Annotated in this window: 21 protein-coding genes and 2 pseudogenes; 8 read left to right on the top strand and 15 right to left on the bottom strand. The window is 49.2% G+C overall.

Going from position 1 to position 20977, the window contains the following annotated elements; translation table 11 throughout:
* Nucleotides 1–83: 83 nt before the first annotated feature.
* The 3 genes from ACFQZT_RS10360 to ACFQZT_RS10350 all read right to left on the bottom strand — a co-directional run bounded on the left by ACFQZT_RS10360 (nucleotide 84) and on the right by ACFQZT_RS10350 (nucleotide 2472).
* Nucleotides 84–599: a Crp/Fnr family transcriptional regulator gene (locus ACFQZT_RS10360; protein ID WP_379299325.1), complete on the bottom strand. Its 516-nt coding sequence runs from the start codon at nucleotides 597–599 to the stop codon at nucleotides 84–86.
* A gap of 98 nt (nucleotides 600–697) precedes the next feature.
* A complete protein-coding gene (locus tag ACFQZT_RS10355; protein ID WP_379299323.1) occupies nucleotides 698–1192 on the bottom strand; it encodes a hypothetical protein in 495 nt (164 codons plus the stop codon).
* 104 nt (nucleotides 1193–1296) lie between these two features.
* A complete protein-coding gene (locus ACFQZT_RS10350; RefSeq protein WP_379299321.1) occupies nucleotides 1297–2472 on the bottom strand; it encodes an ROK family transcriptional regulator in 1176 nt (391 codons plus the stop codon).
* 533 nt (nucleotides 2473–3005) lie between these two features.
* Between ACFQZT_RS10350 and xylA the strand changes: the two genes are divergently transcribed.
* Nucleotides 3006–4322, top strand: a complete 1317-nt coding sequence (gene xylA, locus ACFQZT_RS10345; protein ID WP_379299319.1) for a xylose isomerase — start codon at nucleotides 3006–3008, stop codon at nucleotides 4320–4322.
* Between the two features lie 67 nt (nucleotides 4323–4389).
* On the opposite strand, the gene ACFQZT_RS10340 is transcribed toward xylA, so the two are convergent.
* The 11 genes and pseudogenes from ACFQZT_RS10340 to ACFQZT_RS10290 all read right to left on the bottom strand — a co-directional run bounded on the left by ACFQZT_RS10340 (nucleotide 4390) and on the right by ACFQZT_RS10290 (nucleotide 10142).
* Nucleotides 4390–4872 carry a CBO0543 family protein gene (locus ACFQZT_RS10340; RefSeq protein ID WP_379299317.1) on the bottom strand — a complete coding sequence of 161 codons (483 nt, stop codon included), beginning with the start codon at nucleotides 4870–4872 and terminating at the stop codon, nucleotides 4390–4392.
* Between the two features lie 9 nt (nucleotides 4873–4881).
* Nucleotides 4882–5358 (bottom strand): CBO0543 family protein, encoded by a 477-nt coding sequence (locus ACFQZT_RS10335; protein WP_379299315.1) that lies wholly within the window; start codon nucleotides 5356–5358, stop codon nucleotides 4882–4884.
* 148 nt (nucleotides 5359–5506) lie between these two features.
* A complete protein-coding gene (locus ACFQZT_RS10330; RefSeq protein WP_379299313.1) occupies nucleotides 5507–6088 on the bottom strand; it encodes a hypothetical protein in 582 nt (193 codons plus the stop codon).
* A 37-nt stretch (nucleotides 6089–6125) separates the two neighbouring features.
* Complete coding sequence (locus ACFQZT_RS10325; protein ID WP_379299311.1) at nucleotides 6126–6470, bottom strand: hypothetical protein; 345 nt, start codon at nucleotides 6468–6470, stop codon at nucleotides 6126–6128.
* 399 nt (nucleotides 6471–6869) lie between these two features.
* A pseudogene (locus ACFQZT_RS10320) lies at nucleotides 6870–7376 on the bottom strand (gfo/Idh/MocA family oxidoreductase); the annotation flags it as partial.
* Between the two features lie 6 nt (nucleotides 7377–7382).
* Nucleotides 7383–7640 (bottom strand): annotated as a pseudogene (locus tag ACFQZT_RS10315) (Mpo1-like protein); the annotation flags it as partial.
* Between the two features lies 1 nt (nucleotide 7641).
* Complete coding sequence (locus ACFQZT_RS10310; RefSeq protein ID WP_379299309.1) at nucleotides 7642–8157, bottom strand: DUF6886 family protein; 516 nt, start codon at nucleotides 8155–8157, stop codon at nucleotides 7642–7644.
* Nucleotides 8158–8167: 10 nt separating this feature from the next.
* Nucleotides 8168–8380 carry a YciI family protein gene (locus tag ACFQZT_RS10305; protein WP_379299307.1) on the bottom strand — a complete coding sequence of 71 codons (213 nt, stop codon included), beginning with the start codon at nucleotides 8378–8380 and terminating at the stop codon, nucleotides 8168–8170.
* Nucleotides 8377–8721: a hypothetical protein gene (locus tag ACFQZT_RS10300; RefSeq protein ID WP_379299305.1), complete on the bottom strand. Its 345-nt coding sequence runs from the start codon at nucleotides 8719–8721 to the stop codon at nucleotides 8377–8379. Before ACFQZT_RS10300 ends, ACFQZT_RS10305 begins: the two co-directional genes overlap by 4 nt.
* A gap of 182 nt (nucleotides 8722–8903) precedes the next feature.
* Nucleotides 8904–9356 (bottom strand): hypothetical protein, encoded by a 453-nt coding sequence (locus tag ACFQZT_RS10295; protein WP_379299303.1) that lies wholly within the window; start codon nucleotides 9354–9356, stop codon nucleotides 8904–8906.
* 12 nt (nucleotides 9357–9368) lie between these two features.
* The gene (locus tag ACFQZT_RS10290) at nucleotides 9369–10142 is read right to left on the bottom strand and encodes a hypothetical protein (protein WP_379299301.1); all 774 of its coding nucleotides are present in this window, start codon (nucleotides 10140–10142) and stop codon (nucleotides 9369–9371) included.
* 60 nt (nucleotides 10143–10202) lie between these two features.
* Between ACFQZT_RS10290 and ACFQZT_RS10285 the strand changes: the two genes are divergently transcribed.
* Both ACFQZT_RS10285 and ACFQZT_RS10280 read left to right on the top strand, forming a co-directional pair.
* Entirely contained in the window at nucleotides 10203–10832 is a 630-nt protein-coding gene (locus ACFQZT_RS10285; protein WP_379299299.1) for a TetR/AcrR family transcriptional regulator, read from the top strand.
* A 61-nt stretch (nucleotides 10833–10893) separates the two neighbouring features.
* Nucleotides 10894–12897 (top strand): alpha/beta fold hydrolase, encoded by a 2004-nt coding sequence (locus tag ACFQZT_RS10280; RefSeq protein WP_379299297.1) that lies wholly within the window; start codon nucleotides 10894–10896, stop codon nucleotides 12895–12897.
* Nucleotides 12898–13206: 309 nt separating this feature from the next.
* On the opposite strand, the gene ACFQZT_RS10275 is transcribed toward ACFQZT_RS10280, so the two are convergent.
* On the bottom strand, nucleotides 13207–13785 hold the full coding sequence (locus ACFQZT_RS10275; RefSeq protein WP_379299295.1) for a DJ-1/PfpI family protein: 579 nt from the start codon (nucleotides 13783–13785) through the stop codon (nucleotides 13207–13209).
* 203 nt (nucleotides 13786–13988) lie between these two features.
* On the opposite strand from ACFQZT_RS10275, the gene ACFQZT_RS10270 reads away from it, so the two are divergent.
* The 5 genes from ACFQZT_RS10270 (at nucleotide 13989) to ACFQZT_RS10250 (ending at nucleotide 20720) form a co-directional block, all read left to right on the top strand.
* Entirely contained in the window at nucleotides 13989–15275 is a 1287-nt protein-coding gene (locus ACFQZT_RS10270) for a LysM peptidoglycan-binding domain-containing protein (protein WP_379299293.1), read from the top strand.
* Nucleotides 15276–15444: 169 nt separating this feature from the next.
* Nucleotides 15445–18051, top strand: coding sequence for an Ig-like domain-containing protein (locus tag ACFQZT_RS10265; protein ID WP_379299291.1), 2607 nt, complete (start codon nucleotides 15445–15447; stop codon nucleotides 18049–18051).
* A gap of 104 nt (nucleotides 18052–18155) precedes the next feature.
* Nucleotides 18156–18533, top strand: a complete 378-nt coding sequence (locus tag ACFQZT_RS10260; RefSeq protein ID WP_379299289.1) for a hypothetical protein — start codon at nucleotides 18156–18158, stop codon at nucleotides 18531–18533.
* Between the two features lie 166 nt (nucleotides 18534–18699).
* Entirely contained in the window at nucleotides 18700–19797 is a 1098-nt protein-coding gene (locus ACFQZT_RS10255) for a carbohydrate kinase (RefSeq protein WP_379299287.1), read from the top strand.
* 14 nt (nucleotides 19798–19811) lie between these two features.
* Nucleotides 19812–20720, top strand: a complete 909-nt coding sequence (locus ACFQZT_RS10250; protein ID WP_379299285.1) for a pseudouridine-5'-phosphate glycosidase — start codon at nucleotides 19812–19814, stop codon at nucleotides 20718–20720.
* The last annotated feature ends 257 nt before the right edge of the window (nucleotides 20721–20977 follow it).

Below are 20977 nucleotides of genomic sequence, written 5' to 3'. Positions count from 1 at the left end.
AACTCAGAGTTTTAACGCGGTTTTTCAGCGTTAATGTCAGGATGCTTGGGTTAATTGACTGCCTTGAAATGCTTTTGAACGCTTTAGTTATTGCCTTTCGCCGCCGAATCCGCCCTCAAAAGGCGATTGACCGTTTCACGGCGCAGACCGATGAACTGACCGATCTCTTCCTGCGTCAGAACGTCAGTCAATGCTTCCGGGGCGATGTAAGTTTGGAACCATCGCTGCAATTTCTTTAGTTTTTCGGCAGGAGCTACCTCGGTTAATTGGTCGATCCGTTGCTGCATCATCCGCAATTTGTCCTGCAATTGAAGAGCTATGGTTCGGCATTTGTCTGGATTCTCTTCTAGTTCCCGATACCATTCCGCTGCTGAAATCATCTCAACATCGCTGGTCACAAGCGCAACAGCGGTCCCATAGTAGGGATTGGGGCTAATGAGGGAGTGATGGGGAATCGTCTCATTCGGCACAATGATGTTAACGAGCGTTGAGTTGCCGTCTTCATGGAACCGGACGATCTTGAGCAGTCCGCTTTTCAGATGGTATAGCGGCCCCGACTCCCCTTGGCGAAACAGGGTTTCACCCTTGTGTAGAATCATATTCGTTCTCCTTGTTAAACTTCTTTATGCAATAAAAAGCGAAAGGCAGTCTATCACTGCTTTTCGCTTTCTTTGGTTTGATTTAGCCGGTGGCCGGCTTACATTTCTTTCTTAACCGCCGTCAGTTTTCCGCGCAACGGCTCCATCAACGTAGACCATCTTGCGACTATAGGCAGTTGTTCCAATTTGCCAATGAGCCAGATCGGCACCAGCAAACCTGCCAACGATGCCAGCACGGCGGCCGGCAGCGCCCAGATGGAAGCCGAATGGGCAAAGTATGGAATGAGCGATACGGACATGATCGGCGCCGCATTCCATTTGAAAAATTTAATTAATGAAATCGTGACGATCGCTGTGATAAAAAACGAAACCGCCCCGGTGCTGATGCTATAAAAAAGGCTGCCGATCGTTACGGAAACAATCGCTCCGATAATGATCCGCCCTAAATCTTTGATTTCGTCTACGCGATGCATGAATAAGAAGCTGAACGCGCCAAGCGTCGGGTAAAACACCATCTTCATTGATGGGAAGTGATAGGAAGCCCAGTAGGCGGCCATCAGGTAAGAACAAATAATAAGTGAACGCAGAAGCATCGTTGATTCCAGTCCTTTTCCATATGAATGATGTAATGCCAAGTCAACGACTGGGCTTTCCTCATTTTACAGAAGGTACAGTCCTCCGGTCAATCCTTATAAAGTTAATTTGGGTCTAGAGACACCCGCGTCGAGGCAAAAAACTTGGCAATCGCGAATGATGAAGCGCCAAGTACCGTCGAACGATCGCCTAGTTCGGAAAATTCCACATTCAGCTGTTTGCGCGGATGCGGCAGGGAACGCTTCTCCAGCAGGGTAAGCAGCGGCTGCATCAACCATTTCTCAGCTCCGGCCAATCGCCCGCCCAGAATGATGAAGTCCGGGTTGTAGCCGTTGATAATGTTCACTACGCCTACGCCCAAATAGTAGCCTAGCTGCTCGAACAGCCGGATTACTGCAGGATCTCCTTCATCCGCCTTGCGCAGCAGTGAATCCAGATCCGCAGCCACGCCGAGCTCGATCCGAGCCTGCTCCAGCAGCGCATGCTCGGAAGCATACAGCTCCCAACACCCCAAGCTGCCGCAGCGGCACTTGGGACCGTCGTGCTGGATCGAGATGTGTCCGATCTCGCCGGAAAATCCGGTCGCGCCGCGGTACAGCTCGCCCTTGATAATGATCCCGGCACCGATCCCGATGCCGATGCTGACATAGACCAGATTCGCCGTGTCCTTGCCGGCGCCGAATTGCTTTTCTCCGACTGCGCCCGCATTCGCTTCGTTGTCGATGACGACCGGGATGTCGAACTCCGCTTCCACAAGCTGCTGCAGCGGAACGTTCTCCCACCCGAGGTTCGGCGCGAACAGCAGGTTGCCGTTCTCGTCGCAAATGCCCGGCACCCCGATACCGATGCCGATAATGCCATAGACGCTGTCGGGCGCGCGGTGAATAAGCTCGCGAATGCTCGCTTTAAGGAGCCCGACGACTTGCTGGACAGAGGCATTGTCATGCTGCACTCTGTATTCTTCAACCACTTTGCCCGTGAGGTCGGTCAGCACGGCCAAGATATCATGCACGCCGAGGTCCACGCCAATGGCGTATCCGGCCGAGCCGTTGAACAGCAGCATCATCGGCTTGCGCCCGCCGCTCGATTCTCCGGCGCCGATCTCGTGAGCGAGGCTGCTTTCGATCAGCTCGTTCACGAGGCTTGACACGGTCGCCTTCGTCAGTCCTGTAATTTCCGCGATGCGTGCGCGTGAAATCGGAGAATCCGTGCGAATATGGTGCAGCACGATCGATTTATTTATTTTTTTCACCAGGTTTAAGTCGCCTGTCTGTTTCATGATGCTCCCCCACACTACTCAAAATCTAATCTATCTATACGCCGTAAGCGCCAAAAAGGGCGCTACAATCATGCATCAGCAACCCAGAAGGGCTGTAACGGCCAAAATGAACCTTATAACTTGCCATGGAGCCACTTTTCACGGCTTCCTCCACTTGTAAGCGCCAAAAAGGGTGCTACAACCACAAATTATGCACCCAGCCCAGCTGTAAAGGCCAACAAGGGCCTTACAAGCTTCGAGACGCTCATTCTGTGAAGCGGCCTGCCATCCTCGATGGTTGAAATGATTTTACCATGAATAGATTATTGTTGCACGAACTAAGTTTGTTTAATGAATTTACAAACTTTGCGAATGATGCTATGATGGCTGCATAAGCATATACTCTCCCCCACAAAGTGACGCCAAGCTCTGAAGTAAATTCCAACCGCAGCGAGTCAAAGACTCGGTCGGCGTCTAAACTCACCCGAATTACTTCGATAAGAGTTTATACATAACTTTGCGGGGAACCCAAATGAAAACTAGGAGGAGAATTCATGAGCTACTTCGATAACATTCAAACGATCAAGTACGAGGGCAAGCAGTCCGGCAACCCGCTATCTTTTAAATTCTACAATCCCGACCAAGTCATTCTTGGTAAAACGATGCGTGAACATCTGCGTTTTGCAATCGCTTACTGGCACTCCTTCTCCGCGAATGGCGCCGACCCGTTCGGCAGCGGAACTATGCTTCGCACTTGGGATCAATACACCGGTATGGATCTGGCCAAAGCCCGCGTCGAAGCATGCTTCGAGCTGCTCCGCATCCTCGATGTCGACTACTTCGCCTTCCATGACCGCGATATCGCGCCTGAAGGCAGCACGCTGCAGGAGACGAACCGCAACCTCGACGAGATCGTGGCGCTGATCAAAGACAACATGAAATCCAGCGGCAAAAAGCTGCTCTGGAATACAGCCAATATGTTCACGAACCCGCGCTTCGTTCACGGCGCAGCTACAACGAACAATGCCGACGTATTCGCCTACGCAGCTGCACAGGTGAAAAAGGCGCTTGAGCACGGCAAAGAACTCGGCGCCGAAAACTACGTGTTCTGGGGCGGCCGCGAAGGCTACGAAACGCTGCTCAATACCGACCTCGGCCTGGAGCTGGATAACCTCGCCCGCTTCCTGCACATGGCTGTCGATTATGCTGGGGAAATCGGCTTTAACGCCCAGTTCCTGATCGAGCCTAAGCCAAAAGAGCCATCCAAGCATCAATATGACTTCGACGCGGCAACAACGCTTTCGTTCCTGCAAAAATACGATCTGCTGCCGCACTTCAAATTAAACCTTGAAGCGAACCATGCAACGCTCGCAGGTCATACATTCGAGCACGAGCTGCGTGTAGCGCGAATTAATGGCGTACTAGGTTCTATCGATGCGAACCAAGGCGATATGCTGCTCGGCTGGGATACCGACGAGTTCCCGACGGACCTCTACGCGACGACGCTCGCGATGTACGAGATCCTGCTTAACGAAGGCGGCATCGGCCGCGGCGGCGTGAACTTTGACGCCAAAGTTCGCCGTACGTCGTTCGAACCGGTTGATGTAGTCTATGCCCACATCGCAGGCATGGATTCCTTCGCCCGCGGCTTGCAAGTGGCGGCGAAACTGATCGAAGACCGCGTTTTCGACAACATCTTGGATACGCGTTATGCGTCTTTCAAAACCGGCATCGGCGCGGACATCGTGTCCGGCAAAGCGAACTTTAAAACGCTCGAAGCTTACGCGCTGGCCAACAACAACATCGTGAACCAATCCGGCCGTCTGGAACTGATCAAGGCGACTTTGAACCAATACTTGACTAACGTATAAGGTTTCATACAATAAGGGGCTGATTCTCCGTATTATATCCACCGGAGAATCAGCCCCTTTTCTTATTTTAACCTTTCTTATTACCTACGGGTTTACGATAGAACCACACATAGAACCCTCGAGATATTAACAAAGTCGCCAATATGCTTAAGAACGTCCAGTACCATTTCCAAGAAAGGTAGTCAATCAACTGGGTGTATTTTTCGATGAAATGCTCGATGATCGTGATGCCTGCCGGGTAAGCCGCCACATATAACAATTGGATCCACGCGCTTTTCTTGGTGGGGTAATATAAATTCATATACACAGCAACGATGGGATACGCCAAAAACTCAAAGGTTAAGCTTGTCTGGTTCGATCTCAGCTCTCTTACGGGATACTCCAACCAACCATTCTGTACGACAATCAATCCCAGAAGCCAGGTAATATATTGTTGAAATAAAAACACGACTTGAGCTTCCCGTCTGCGATGCTTTGGCACCAAGAGCAAGCCGACGATACATATCGCCCATACGGTTATAAATATGATTCGCTCCAGCGTAAGTACCATATGGCAATTCTATCCTTCCCCATGAGACTTTTTGAAGAACCAATATCCATAGAATCTTGCAGCGTTTATGCCTAGAAAAAACACTAGCCCATTATAAAAGGCGTTAAAATGCACGTATTTGAATAAATTGGTGTAAGTGGCTATAGCTTGCACATAGATACAAGCTACTGCAACATAGCATGCCTGATATAAGACTTTGATGATTGGCGATTTCTCCTTGGGATAATATAAATAAAAGAGCGTTGAGCTAAGCGGATAAAGCAAATAATTATTCGTAAAGTTTATCCCTGCCGCTTTCGGAAACTCTCGGACAGGGTTTTCAAACAAACCCATTTCTACAAAAAGCACGCTTAGCGTCCAAGTGATCATTTGATTCGCTAAAAATACGAGAGCGGCCTCTCGCATTCTATCCTTGGGGATGGTAAGCGGGATCAAAATCAAACCAATTCCCCATACAATAATCAAAATAACGCGTTCGAATGTCATTGGTCATAATCCCCCCTTGGTCAGCATAATACCTCCCAATATGCCCGATTTAGCTAAAATTATCCCTCTCGAACAACGGAAAAACGCTCTGATCGCAAGGATCAAAGCGCTATCCATTACCCGGCAGCACTAGCTCCGGATTTATCTGCTACTCCCGTTTTCTTCTAACGAATATCACTAATATAACAATACCAAGCAAAACAATAAAACCAACAATATACCAAATTACTTCTGGCAACCATCCGTCGCCATAACTCATCTCTTCTTGACGAGCACTTACATCTTCGCCGAAAACGTGCGGCGCCGCACCCAGTAGCGCATAATCCGCTTTTGCATCGGCGTCTTTTAGATTACCGCTGCACAAATTAGTCTCTAGTAATCCATTTTTTCCGGTGTAAGCATAAACCAAATAAGTCTGCCTCTTGTCAAAGGAATACCCGCAGGAAGCCTCGCTTCCGTCATAACTATATATGGTTATCTGTTTATCCGTGGCGCCTTTCCACGATTTACGCACTTGAAACGTATATTCCCTGAGTTTGCCTATTTCGCCGTTTACACTTCTGCCTATGCCAATTACCTCACCTGTAAAAACAGCGTTCGATCTGTTTAATCTCTCAGCAACGCTTACTCCCGCACAGCTGCACGCAAAAGCTTTGTTCGAAGGAAATGCAAGCAGCATTTGGATAGCCATAAAAATAATAATAACTGCATATTTGCTTAGAATTCTCATTACTTCTTCATCATCCTCACACAGGATCGATTAAAAATTATGATTTCCGACCTTTATCGTGTTCACCCTTCTCATCCGCGTACTGCTCAAGCTCCTTCTCGATCTCTTCGTTAATCTGATTCATTTCTTCGGAATCTTCCTGTTCCTCTTGCTCTAATTCATGTTCAATCTCTTCGTTAGTCATATTAAAATCGTCTCGATCTACGATACCCAAATGCTCTTTTATTCTTTGCAGGTCATCATATATTTTCTTGTTTCTTTGATGTGTGCTAAACACCAGACCGAAAATAGTAGCAAGTAATAGAATTCCTCCAAATGGGCCGAGGAAAATTGAAATTAAAATAGCAACAGCGATAGCTGCTAATATGGCTATAATCGTCATTCGAGCGAGCTCCTCCAATTATTTATTTCCTTCTTTTCCCGTCTATTCTCTTTACATCTATATCCATAATTTTCATAATAATATGAATTCAACGTATTCTGCCAATGACCTCCTAGGCATAAAAAGAAGCTCAGGGTGAGGGAACAACGATGCGCTATCCTGTTAAAATACGCCTCTCATTGATAGCCAGCGGAACGTCGATCACTTATTCTCCACTTCGACTGCAATAAACCCCGATTTTGTTCAAATAAGGCACTCATGTTCCCCCGGAAACATCATTTGATGTCTTTTTCGCATATAAGGTACTATCGTTCCGTTCGGGAGACTCATTTCAAGCCAAAAGCCCCACTCACAAAAAAGTGAATGAGGCTTTGCCATCTGCCATGCAGATCTGTTGTTTTAAGATTTCGCCATCAGCGACTCCGCATACTCGGCCAAGTCGATCGATTTGCCGCCGTTCAGGCGGGATTCTTCCGCCGCAAACGCCATTAAATGGCTGCGTACGGATGCGGCCGCCGAGGTCAAGCTTTCTTGACCGCTGTATCCGCGAAGCTCGCCTCTCGTTCCCATCACTTGGATGCGCCGTTCCTGCTCGAAGGTGAAGCCGCACATGCTGAACATTGCGGTTGCTCCGCCTTCGAACTCCATATTAACGACTTGGTGGTCAACTACGTTGTTATCGCTCCGATACACGCAGCGTCCGTAATCCGTTTCGCGCAGCCCTTTCACGATCTTCTCCCTCGTCAGCTCCGGCGTGAAGTGGCGCGCCCAGCCTTTAAACTCCTCGCTTAAATAGAATTTCATCGCGGAGTAAGGGCATGTCGCTTCTACCGCGCAGTCCAGGCAGCGGTCAGTCGAACCTTCCGGGGCATTGCCGGAATGGAAATGCTTAAGCGAGCCGAAAGTAAATCCAGCATAAATGCCGATAAACGGATACCGGAATGCTGCCGGTTTATTCCCCTCAAAATAAAAATGATCGATCCAGGAAAACAAGTAATGCAATATCGCAAGCACAATTGTAACTTTTATATCTATAAACAAATAAATCCAGGCAATGAATGCGGATAAGAAAGCAAAGTAATGTAATATTCGATTATGCCTGTTCTGGTGCGCATCAAGATAGTAAGTTAAGTCACTCCGAACCCGGTTCAACACCTTAAGCCACTCCATCCTACATCTTCCTCGCATTGTCAAACCTATGTATGCCAAAATCCTTTAACGTCGAATTCAAAAGAGCTTCTCTTAACGGATGTAAGTTTGGAGTAAATCTGATTTCTATGTTCATTGCTGTGATTTTTTCAATAAGATTATCTATGGGATCTACAGCTAGAGGCTTAATCGTCCGTTCCGAAATATAGTACCCCGCCGTCTCGTCAAACAGCTGAAAACCGTTTCCCGGCAAGGAATATCGATACATCGTCGTTTCGTTAATTGCCTTATACCACCCCGACTCGACAGTGATGATTGTATCCGATTGACTCAGCCCAAAAAACTTCAATTGATCTTCTTCACTAATCCCCTCTGATTTTGAGTAGACAATTCGGGGACAATTCCTTGGGAAGTAGAAGGTAAACGCGTGTTCTTGATCAATGGCCCACACCACTGGGGGCATATTTTGTCTGTTTGCTTTGACCCTCGGTACGAATATTTCAATATTCGGTTCTTCGCTGAAATGAAGCAACCTCATCCAATTCCCCCTAAGTATACGCGTTATTCATAAATACCGAGAATTCCTCATCAAACATCGTAGGTTGGAATTCAATGATTTCATAATTCGCAACATGATTCACATAAAATGGATCGTTGCCTATGATCGAATCGACTTCCTGCCTCGTACTTAGATTCGCTAATATAACGCCTCCCGTACGCGGTATCTTTCTACCTGAGAAAATGAAATGTTTTAAAATCAATATTTTACTTTATTTGCTCTGAACCCTATAAAACATAGTAAATACATGAAGTTTGTAATACCAAACAATAGAAAAATACTTGGAGTCAGCAGCATATATAAACTATATGGAAGCCCCCAAATAAAAGCTGCTAGTATAAGACTGCTTCTTGCTAGGAATAAGCCTGACATACAAACCACAGCCGGAAGGACCAGCATGGCGAAAGTAATGACTGTGCTGCTCCTATTCATGCCTGCAGCATAAGGATTTATCCATACAAAAATAATCCAGAGAACAACTGTAAGTACGCTTGCTGCATAACCAAGTCGTTTGATGACTTTCATGCCAATCGTTTGGGTCATCAGGTTCCTTTCATCCTTTCCGCACCCAGCAAAAAACAAGGAAATATTACCCAATATTATTTTAAATTATATCTGTTTCGTTGTATACAAAGGGACCTGAAACGACGAAAAACCCAGCGGTGATCACATGATCATCGCTCGGTCTATCCAACAATTTTTGCCGGCCTGCACACTTAGCCCGTTTATTCACACACCGCAACGCCAAAGGCATAATGCTCCCAAAAGATGGACTCAATCTGCTTGGCTTCCTCCTTGGTGCAGGTAACGAGTACGACGACTTCCGTGCTTTTATGGCTCGACTTAGGGTTTTGTTTCTTTTTCTTGTGAAACACATCAATAATCATTCCTAGGGTAAACCCGACAATCGCGCCGATGATCCCCCACAGAATAGGCCCGCCTTTCAACTTAAAACCATAAGAGGAGCCCACTACCGCCAGAGCCGTTCCCAAAGCCGTACCTGCATCGAAAAGGCTCATCCCGTCTGAACGATGGATGGTATCGAATAGTTTCGGCTTTTCGGATCTGCGACGCAAAGGTATGGCGTATATATGCGCTTTAGGAATACCCGCTTCTTCCAACGCAGTAATCGCCAGCTCCAAATATATGGAATGGTCAAAAGATGAGACTACATGCATGCTTGTTCACCCTCATTTTAGACGCGGAGATTTCGGAAATGGAAACCGGGAAGGCTGATAACCCGATTCCAGCCAACGAATCTGTTCGTGGTCAAATAGCTTATTATATTCGACCGTACTCACATAGGCGTCATAAACGGCAAATCCGTAGAAAGAAGGCAAAAATAAAAGCCACCTCATCTCCACTACACTTGCGGTTCGGGCCCAATCCCCCATAAGCATACATTGAATTCCTTGAAGCAAATGTGAAAAATAGGAGAGTACGATCCAACTCGCAAGAACGAAAAAACAGTTAAGGATGCGATGCGTATATAACTGCCCCATGCCCGGCATTAGCAAAGACCAAGCGATAGATACCCACGGCGATCGTTTATCTAAGTAATTGATTTCCATACCGCCCAATTTAAAATTAGGTATGGGGGCATTTTCCCTTTTAGCCAAGATGAAATGATGATTCATATCTACAGAGGTTCGATAGCTGTCGTAAATGGAAAATAAATAGACGGGCGCATAGAGTGACATCCACTGAACATCGAGCACCTCACCAGCTCGTTCGAATTGGCCTAGAAAGGTGAACACCATCGCTTCGTTCAGATGCATTTTGGAATTGATGAACATCTCCCACCCAATGAGCATAAAGCCCCTGAAGTACTTCGCTAAGAGCAGGTAACCGAACCCCGGAAAGGCGGCCGACCACCAGGCAACAATAAGCGGGTTCCGCTGATGTATTTGCGTAGTGCCTAGTAAGCTGACAAGTGCGATGTACCGACGCGGTTTATGAACCATGCACAGCATCCTTATGAATAAGTTTCCAGTTATCCTATTATCTTCTTTCCTGAGCAGGATATGCATGCCGAGTTTGACAAAGATTTTTTAGTACTTTATAGTACTAGTATGATGAAAAAAAATAAACCCAGCAACCGCGATCTTGTTCTCCGAGTCGCTACCACCTTGTTCCTGTCAAAAGGTTATCTCGCGACCAGCATGGATGAAATCGTAACAGTGAGCAAAGTATCAAAGACGAACATTTATTATTATTTCAAAAGCAAGGACGATCTGTTGGCCGCTATCATGGATCAGCTCATACATACCTATTCGGAAATGATCCGCGATATGGCCAAACGGTCGAGTTCCACCGTGCAAGAACGCTTCCAAGCGATCCTGCATCTGTTGACCCACCAAGAGATGGAATGCTTAGGCGGTTGCCCCTTTATCACCCTCTATACACAGATGCCGCAGGAGGCTCAAACGATTCGCGAAAAGGTGGGCCAATTTTTCCGTGATCAAATTGACATCGTGGAACAATTAGTTCTTGAAGGGATTCAGAAACAAGAGTTCAAAGCCGATCTACCGGCCAGACCCACTGCACAATTCATCGTCGCGGCGATAGAAGGCGGATTATTCCTGCAGCATGCGAGCGAAGACTCTACGATGTTGGAGCAGTCTTTTCCCACTTTAGCGCTATTGCTAAAGTAATTTTTTTTACCCCAAATTAGTACTATTAAGTACTAAAAATTGATGAGAGTAGGCGAATTTGATGACACACATTTTCATGACAGGAAGCACGGGGTTTATCGGCATGTATGCATTGAAGGAGCTTGCAATTTCCCCAGCGAATCACACAATCACAGTTCTTGTACGATCCAAAGCAAAGTGGGAACAAGTATGCAGGCAGATCGGGTTGGGACGTGAGCAAGTTGCGCGCATAACCGCTGTCATCGGGGACTTGAGCGCGCCGGAGCTAGGATTGAGCGAGTCAAACCGTGCTCTGGCGCAGACGGCGGATGTCATCATTCATGCCGGGGGGCCCATGGATATTTTGCTGGGCGAAGACGAAGCGCGCACCGTTTTCTTGCAAGCAGCGGAGGAAATGCTCGGCTTGGCTGAGGAGATTCATAAGCGCAAGGGACTGCAGCATTTCATTCATCTCGTCGGGTTTAAAAGCCCTTTTAACGACGATAACATCCATTCACCGGATCCTATTATCGCCCGTCTGGAGCAGGAACCGCCTTACGAGCGAATGAAGTTCCTTGCCGATTTGCTTATTCGCCAGGGTGCAAAGCAAGCCGGCTTTCCCCTTTCCGTCGTCCATCCAAGTGTCGTCATCGGCAGCTCGGAGCACGGCGAGACCGTGCAAACCGGCGGGCTGGGCATTCTCGTAAAATCCACAGCGAGGAAAATGATGGGCATTGTCCCTGGCGGAGCTTCGCATTGGCTGCCGCTCGTTCATGTGGACCACGTCGCCTCTTTCCTAGGCGCTCTTGCCCATGAGACTCATCCCGTTGCCGGGACCTATTATTTGCTGGATGAAAAGAAGGAAAGCCCTTCTATGACGGAGTTAGTAACAGGCATTACGAAAGAGCTTCGAGTGAGCAAACCGATCGGCTCCATCTCGCCTCGTATACTTTCCAAAGTACTTGGCAGCCCCATCGGCCGGAAACTGGGGATTCCGAAGGAATCGCTGGATTTTATCGTCAAGGTGGATCAAAACTATCCCCTGGCTGCTGCTCGTGATCTCCAGCACCGATACGGTCTGGCACATGCTGTGAACGCCTCGATCATGCCGGCCACCATCGCAGATCTCGATTTTCGACTCGTACATTCGCGAGTGGATACGAACGGATATGTGCGTGGGAGAAGAGGCCCATTAGCGACGCTGGAGCGAAACGGAGCGAGTCGCGATGAGGATGGCGCATTGGGTAGCGCAAGTGACCGTATGTCCGACAGAACAAAGGATGGCTCGAGGGACAAAGAGTTGGACAATCGGATGGATCAACGGAAGAATGGCACACTAGATCAAGAGAAAAAGGGATACACGGCTGCCACTGCAGCGAGTACCATCGTCTTCGTGCATGGCACCTTAAGCGGCGCGGATTGCATGCTACCGCTAGCGGAGCAGTTCCCCGAGTCGACCGTTTGTCTGGTCGACCTCCCGGGCTTCGGACGTTCGCCCTATCACCACGGGCGGGACGTCCTGAAAGGCCATATCGACGCGCTCGTAGAGGCGATTCGTTCTTTCGACACCCCGGTTACGCTCGTGGGCCATTCGCTGGGCGGCCTGCTGGCTGCCCACGCCTACGCGCGCGTACCGGAACGGATCCACAGGCTGCATTTGCTGCAGCCTGTCCTGCACCGCGCTCCGCAGATGTACCGGAGCGCGTTCCTGACCGAGGCCGCGCTGCGCAAGCTGCGCGCGCCCGGCCTTAAGAAGCAGCTGCTCGCGCAGAGCTGCTTCACTGACATAAGTGACATACCGCAGGCGTATGTCACTTATGTCCTGCAAGAGCTGCAGTCGCCGCGCGTGCGGAAGACGACTGCGGAAACCCTCTCTGCGCTTACGCGCGCAGAGAGCTTCCGCCTTTCGCAGGACGCGCAGCTGCGAAAGGACGGGGTTTCGATCCTGTGGGGCACCCAGGATCGGGTGTACCGGCTGCCGGAGTCTGTGCGCTCCGTGCGCACGCTTGAAATTCCGGCTGCTCACAATTTCCCGCTTTCGCAGCCGGAGAAAACAGCGGAATATCTGCGGCAGCTGGGATTATAGGGCTCACCCTGGACGCTGCGTCGACTCATACTTTAACGCGGAAAAACCGTCTTAAACCAGCAGTGCTACCGCATCGGCGTCGGTTAAAACGGAAAAACCGCGTTAAAGCAAACCCTTCTTGGATATATCGGTCATATCCAAGACTTTAACACGGAAAAAACGTCTTAAACCAGCAATGCTACCGCATCTCCCGGGATTAACGCGGAAAAACCGCTTTAAAACACCAGCAACCCGAGATCCTGAACGTTTCATAAAAAAGGAGATCCGCAGCAACCGGCCACGGATCTCCTTTTCATTTATCCCACTAAGCTATAGAGCAATATTTAGCCCCTTGCCGACAGGCTGCACCGTCTCCAGAACGCGCCGGGTCATTTCTTCCCCCATCAATGAGTCAATCACCCAAGAGGACAAATCTTGTCCGGCCAAGCATCCCGCTGCCGTACTGATGTTTCCATGGTTGACAAAGCTCTCATTGACCACTTCTACGCCAAATCCGGCCAATTGATGGGCCGCAGTCGGATAGGTTGTAGCCCGCTTCCCGGTTAAAAAGCCCATAGCTCCCAACAGCAAAGCACCTGAGCACATAGAACCGATCAATTGCTTATCCGGGGAAAGCTGAAATCGGCTTAGATAAGCAGGGTCCCGGAACAAGCTTTGGACGCCTTTTCCGCTCGCGAAGAGGACGGCATCCGATGTATTGGCCTCCTCAACCTCCCCCTGCATCGGGATTCTAAGTCCCGCCATGGACACGTGCGAGGGTTCGGCTCCTACTAATTTTACTTCCCAATCGGTAATTCCTCCGACTAACCGTACTCTATTCAGCAAATCCCACGGCAGGAATACATCCAAATCGGTAAAATCGTCAAAGCAAACGATAGCTATTTTCATGAATCATCTACCCCTCTCCCTATTGTGTGGAAGCGATTCCTAATTACGAGTATACCGCATTTTACCGACGCCTCACTACTCTTTACTTGAAAAATGAAATAGACATACACCCATTCCACCCCGCGGGAATATGGTAAAGCAATGATAACTGCCAAAAAAGGAGAGAGTTTTGCTCTCCGGCCCTATACGAGGAGGATCCCCCCATGCAAATTCACGTAGTCCAGAAGGGACAAACGTTGTATCGAATTTCACAAACTTACGGTGTATCTGTGGATACAATCGCTGCAGCCAATGAAATCAAGCCAAATGAATCACTGGTCATCGGACAGGCACTGGTCATTCCGATCGTCGGCTCTTATTACTGGGTTCAGCCCGGTGAAAGTCTCTATCTCATTGCCCGTAAATTAGGCGTTGACCTGCAAACGCTCATCTCGGTTAATGGGCTTCGCCCGAATCAATCGCTTTCAGCAGGCTTTCGCCTGTATGTCCCCCCGTTTCCGCGTCCGAAGGCGGAAGTCAATGCTTACTTGGAGCCCCACGGAACGGCCGTGTCTCCCGTATTATTGGCATCGGCTAGAGAAGCAGCCCCTCACCTGACCTACTTGGCCCCTTTCAGCTTTCGCATCCAAAGGGATGGTACCTTGCAAGCTCCGCCTCTGGACGACCTCGGCTCTATAGCTTCACAGCAAGGCGTCACACTGATGATGGTTGTCACGAATTTGGAACGTAGCCAGTTCAGCGCCGAACTGGGACACATTTTTCTTACGAATGAAACGGTGCAAAACCGGTTGCTCGACACAATTAAATCTACAGCGAAGCAGTATGGGTTCCGGGATATCCATTTTGACATTGAGCATTTGTTACCCGGCGATCGCGATGCGTATAACGCTTTCCTCCGCAAAGCCGCAGGACAGCTTCATCAAGAAGGTTATCTGATGTCCACGGCGCTCGCGCCCAAAACAAGCGCCTCCCAGGTAGGCGAATGGTATACGGCCCACGACTATAAGGCACATGGCGAAATTGCTGACTTTGTCATCATTATGACCTACGAATGGGGCTACAGCGGCGGACCACCAATGGCCGTCTCTCCGATCGGGCCTGTGCGCAAAGTGCTGGAGTATGCAATCACCGAGATGCCTGCCTCCAAAATCATGATGGGGCAAAACCTGTACGGCTACGACTGGACGCTGCCCTTCGTCAAAGGCGGCCCTTTCGCCAAAGCCGTCAGTCCCCAAGAAGCCATCCGTCTGGCGCGCAGGTGGAACGCACAAATTTTATACGACCATACCGCACAAGCGCCACACTTCAATTACTGGGACGATGCCGGCAAAGAACACACCGTCTGGTTCGAGGATGCACGTTCCATTCAGGCCAAATTCCGCTTGATGAAGGAACTCGGCTTGCGCGGCATCAGCTACTGGAAGCTGGGGCTTAGTTTTCCGCAGAACTGGCTGCTGATTGAAGATAATTTCAATGTCGTAAAGAGATAAAATTTGATCGTATTAAAAAGCAAATACATGCCCTGGGCCGATGGCTTCAACGGTCTAGGGTATTCTGTTTTTCACTATTCATTTTGAGCTGTTTCAAACCGATATAAATGAAGTTCCATAATTTTCATTTTTTTGATTTGGAAGGAGTCCAACGTGGAGGTAATCAATCATGAAGTTTAGTCGCAGCAAATGGTTATCATTCGTATTTATTTTGATCTTAGCCACGCAAACATCAGTTGCAGGCATCGCCTCTGCAGCCGATGAAATTTCCAAGCTGGTGCTCAACAAGAACGAGATCGTTCTGCAAGTCGGAGATACAGCTAATTTGACGGCTACGGCCATCTATGTAAGCGGCGCAACCGAAACCGCGACGGTCAAAGCGGATTGGACTTCCGGGACGGCGGATATCGCCTCTGTTTATGCAGGTGTCGTAACCGCTAAAAAAGAAGGTAAAGCCGTTATTACGGCCACCTATATGGGGAAAACCGAAATCGTGAACGTAACCGTCACGAAAAAAGTGAAATCCCTGACGAAAGACAAGCAATCTTTGGATTTGCGTCTGGATGCAACTTACCAATTGAGCATCACAGCTTACTATGACGATGGCACTTCCGAAGATGTTACGAACAAAGCCGACTACACCATTGACGCCAGCTCCGTAGTCTCGGTAACCAACGGTTTAGTAAGAGGACAAAGTCCCGGCAGCGCCATTGTCACGATCAAATATATGAACCAAAGCCTGACACTTCCGGTCGACGTGGAAGTCGTACGTCGTATCGATGCGAAGAAGACTCAAGTTTCCCTATTAACGAACGATACGGAAAAAGTCGAGCTCATCGCGACCTACCCGGACGGCACAACTTCCGACGTATCGGAGAAAGCTGTCTGGACAACGGATAAAGACAAAGTAGCCGATGCCATTAAAGGCACCATCAAAGGCTATGGCGTGGGAAAAGCTACCTTAACCGCCAGCTATGGCACCAAAACAACGACGATAACCGTCGATGTGGACAACGCCCTCAAGCTTGATTTGAATACACAAAGTCTTTTGCTTAAAAAGGATGCTACAGGTACGCTTACGCTTACTGCTACCTATGCGGACGCTCCGACTGAAGCGGAAAAGACCAAAGACGTTTCATCCCTCGCCGACTGGTCTTCCGATGATAAGGATATTGTTGAAGTCTCGGGCGGCAAACTGATCGCTCATGCCATCGGCGAAACGATCATTACTGCAAAGTATGGCGAGAAGACGGTTAAAGCTACCGTAGATGTTGAAGTACCTCGCAGATTGGTTGTCGATGAAGATGTGGTTTCCTTGAAGACAGGAGACGAGCACACTCTTACATTACGGGCTACTTATGCCGATGGCAGCACCGAGGTTGTAACGGACCGCGCGGTGTGGACGGTCGACAATGAAACAGTTGCTTATGTAACCAAAGGGACTATAAAAACCTATAAAGCCGGAATCGCTAAAGTAACCGCGACCTACGGCGGTAAAACAACCACGACCCTCGTGGAAGTGGATATTCCAAACCTCATCAAACCGAGCAAGAAAATCGTCAATTTGCAGATTGGCGGCTCAGAGCAATTAACGCTTACAGCAGTTTATAAAGACGGACGCGAAGAGGATGTCGCAAGTAAAGCGGAGTGGACGACAAGCTCCAAAGATATCGCTGAAGTGCGCGGCGGCTACATTACAGGAATCAGTACGGGTACAGCCACGATTACAGCTAAATACGGAACGCGCACAACCGCCGTTCAAGTATCCATTGGTGTCCTGAAAAGCTTGACCATCAGCCAAGAGAAGCTGGTCATGAAAAAAGGCGATGCCGTCACGTTAACAGCAACAGCCCTTTACACCGACGAGACATCGAAAGACGCTACGGCGGATGTCATTTGGACAAGCAGCAACGCCAAAGTCGCTACGGTCGATGCCGGCAAAGTGAAGGCCGTGGCTTCAGGTGAAGCCACGCTAACGGCGCAATTGGATGCGAAAACAGTTACACTCACCGTCCAGGTGGATATGGCGAGCGATCTTACGGCAAACGTGACGAGTCTTGTTTTTGACTTAAATGAAACGAGAACGATCGTGCTCACAGCAACGGATGCGCTTGGCGCTACCCGCACTGTGACAGGCGATGCTGAATGGAAAACAAGCAGCGCCACGATCACAACCGTAGCCAAAGGGGTTGTTACGCCGGTTTCAAGAGGAAAAGCAACAATCACAGCCTCTTATGGCGGCAAAAGTGTCACCATACCCATTGAAATTGGCGTGATTCAAGCACTGGATGCTGACACTGCCTACATTTCAACCAAAAGTGGTTCAAAAACGCAAGTAAAACTGACAGCGACGTTGTCTGATGGAACGACCAAAGATGTCACAGGCTCAGCGACTTGGAAGGTATCGTCTTACAAACTCGGTACGGTGAGCGACGGGCTTTTCACCGCGACGGGCTCCGGGAAGACGACGATAACCGCGTCTTTTGGCGGCAAATCGGTTTCCATTCCTGTAGAAATTGATACTTTGAAATATTTAAAAACCGATGTGGTCAAAGTCGATCTACGCGAAGGCAGTAGTGCAGAAGTTGAAGCTTTGGCTACCTATACCGATGGATCTGAACTTGATGTGACGAAGCCCGCTCTATGGACCTCGTCCAACATTCTGGTTGCTGACGTGAAGGATGGCATCATTAAAGCGACTGGCAAAGGTTCAGCAAGAATCACTGTTTCTTATTCGAATATGAAAACAACGATTGTCGTCAATGTGACAAAATAATTAATTGGGAACCAAGGATACATAACTTCCAGAACCAAGGGAACACTATCCAATACCTACATGGTCTTAAGCAAAACCAGACACCGTGCTTGGAGGTATGGAATATGTTTCCCCGTTTTGTGAAGCTTGCCTTGGTTTCTTTTTTATCAATATCCGCTCTGCTTGCAGCTCATCACTACCACACGCATTCTCGTGTGCAGCAGGTCATTTCGGAAACGGAACGCATTGACGCTGCTAAACAAGGTTCGCCGACGTTCTTCAATACGAACCCCTTCGGCATGCCGGGAGCGGATCGGAGCGTTCGCACGCTGTCAGATTCAAGCAGTCATGCTGCTTCTTACGGTCTTACACCGCCAACGTCTTACAAAACTCTGGCCGATAACACAGCAGCGCAGCCAGCTTCCACTCGAAATTATGTGGGACTGCTTGGCTTACTGGGACTGCTCGGACTCGTCAGCCGCTCGAGGAATTCACGTGCATAATGCCTGGGCACCAACCGATTTGATCATGATAAAGGAGCGCTGTTCCGGTTCGCGGGGCAGGCTCCTTTTCTAATTAGCCATTTAAAACAAACATTTGTTTATAATATGGACAAAAGTTTATAAATGCATTAAACTGAATGTAGACTATCAGGGAAAGGAGCAGCTCATGGATCGGGAACAGCAAATCTTAGCGCTCATACGCCAAAATCCCTTCATCTCCCAACATGAAATGGCCAGCAGTATCGGCATATCCAGATCGGCCGTTGCCGGCTACATCGCTGCGCTGATGAAGAAAGGCATTATACGAGGGCGCGCTTATGTTACAGCTGACGAAAGTACGGTCATGTGCATCGGCGGCGCGAACTTGGACAGCAAGGCTAACAGCAAGCAAGCCATACGTCTTGCTTCGTCGAACCCCGTGACGGTCACAGAGTCCTGCGGCGGAGTTGCCCGCAATATTGCGGAAACGCTGGCCAACTTGTCCTGCCAAGCCGCCCTGCTCACCATTGTCGGCGACGATAAAGGCGGTCAGTGGGTGCTCGAAGAGACGAAAAAGCGCGGCGTTGACGTTAGTCAGTCGATCGTGCTGCCTAACGAGAAAACCGGTACGTATACGGCTTTGCTCGATGCGACCGGTGAGATGTTTCTTGCTTTCGCCAATATGGAAATTTACGATAAGTTCTCGGCTTTATTACTCCGGGAAAAATGGTCCCACATCGCAGCTGCCAAGCTGGTAATCGCCGATACGAATTTACCGGCTGAAACGTTGGCAGAATTGATTAAACGCTGCAGCGATGAGTCTGTCCCGCTGTTCATAGATCCTGTCTCCTCGGAAAAAGCAAAAAAACTCCCTAGGCACTTGCAGGGAGTGACGGCGCTATTTCCGAATTTGGAGGAAGCCTGCGAACTCGCCGGCATCGCCATTACTGCGGCCCCTGACCTCGTCAAGCTGGCTGAAGCCATCCGGGAGCGCGGCGTACAGCATGTCTTCATCACGCTGGGCAGCAAGGGCGTCATGTATCATGGCGAGGAAGGCAGCCAGCTCTTCCCCCCGATCCCGACGAATGTCGTGGAAGTGACGGGGGCGGGAGACGCTCTCGTCGCAGGAATCGCTTACGGCGTTCTGCACCATCAATCATATATGGAAGCTTGCACGTACGGTATCGCCGCTTCGCACATTACACTGCAAACTGCAGATTCCGTTGCCAAAGAACTCAACGAAGAAAAACTCATTCAAACGATATCCACAATAAAGGCAGTTTAAAAAGGAGACTAAACATGAACAACTACTTAACATTTACCGATGAAGTAAAAGACGCGCTAGCGGGTAATAAGCCTATTGTTGCTTTGGAAACGACGATTATTTCCCACGGGATGCCCTACCCGCAAAATATCGAAATGGCCAAAAAAGTCGAGCAAATCATCCGCGACAACGGCGCCGTTCCGGCGACTATCGGGATCATGGACGGCAAAATCAAGATCGGTTTGAACGAGCAGGAGCTCGAAGCTTTCGCCACCAATCAGAACGTGGAGAAAGTCAGCCGCCGCGACTTCCCTTACATTTTGTCTTCCGGCAAGATCGGCGCGACGACCGTAGCTGCAACTATGATCGGCGCTGCGCTCGCCGGCATCGAAGTGTTTGCCACCGGCGGTATCGGCGGTGTGCACCGTGAAGGCGAAGTGACGATGGACGTCTCCGCCGACTTGACCGAGCTCGCGCAAACGAACGTTGCCGTTGTCTGCGCCGGAGCGAAGTCCATCCTGGATATCGGACGTACGCTCGAATTCCTAGAAACTCACGGCGTGCCGGTTGTCGGCTACAAAACGAGTGAGTTCCCGTCCTTCTACGCCCGCGAAAGCGGCTATGGCGTTGACTTCCGCCTCGATGAGCCTTCCGAAGTGGCAGGCATGCTGCGGACGAAATGGGAGCTTGGCCTGAACGGCGGCGCTATTATCGCCAACCCGGTTCCAGCCGAGTCCGCCATGGACCACAAGGAGATCGAAGCCGTCATTCAGCAAGCGCTGGCTGAAGCCAAAGATCAGAACATTACCGGCAAAAAGGTAACGCCGTTCTTGCTCGCGCGGATCAAACAGCTGACCGAAGGCCGCAGCTTGGAAACGAACATCGCGCTTGTGTACCACAATGCGCAAGTCGCGGCGCAAGTCGCTGTCGCGCTTAAAAAATAAGGCAACTTCGATAGAGCCAATCGCAGCTAAGTATCAATGACATAATTAGCGGCTCAGCTCCATTGGAAAACATCCATTAAAATTCGATTTGCAACCAGTTTTTATATACATCTGTTGGATATCATCCAATTGAAATTCTCAATTCTACTCTTCGGCTTCCCTGTAAGCCGATCTAATTGGACAGAATCCAACGGAATAGTTAGTATAGCGTTGCCTGCGATCAATCTATTGGATAAATTCCAATTGAAATTGAATTT

Origin of the sequence: Paenibacillus sp. GCM10027628 (genome assembly GCF_042676385.1) — a bacterium.
In the GTDB taxonomy this organism is placed as follows: Bacteria; Bacillota; Bacilli; order Paenibacillales; family NBRC-103111; genus Paenibacillus_E.
Note: the sequence above shows the minus strand (reverse complement) of the source record. Positions and strands in the feature narration are given on the sequence as shown.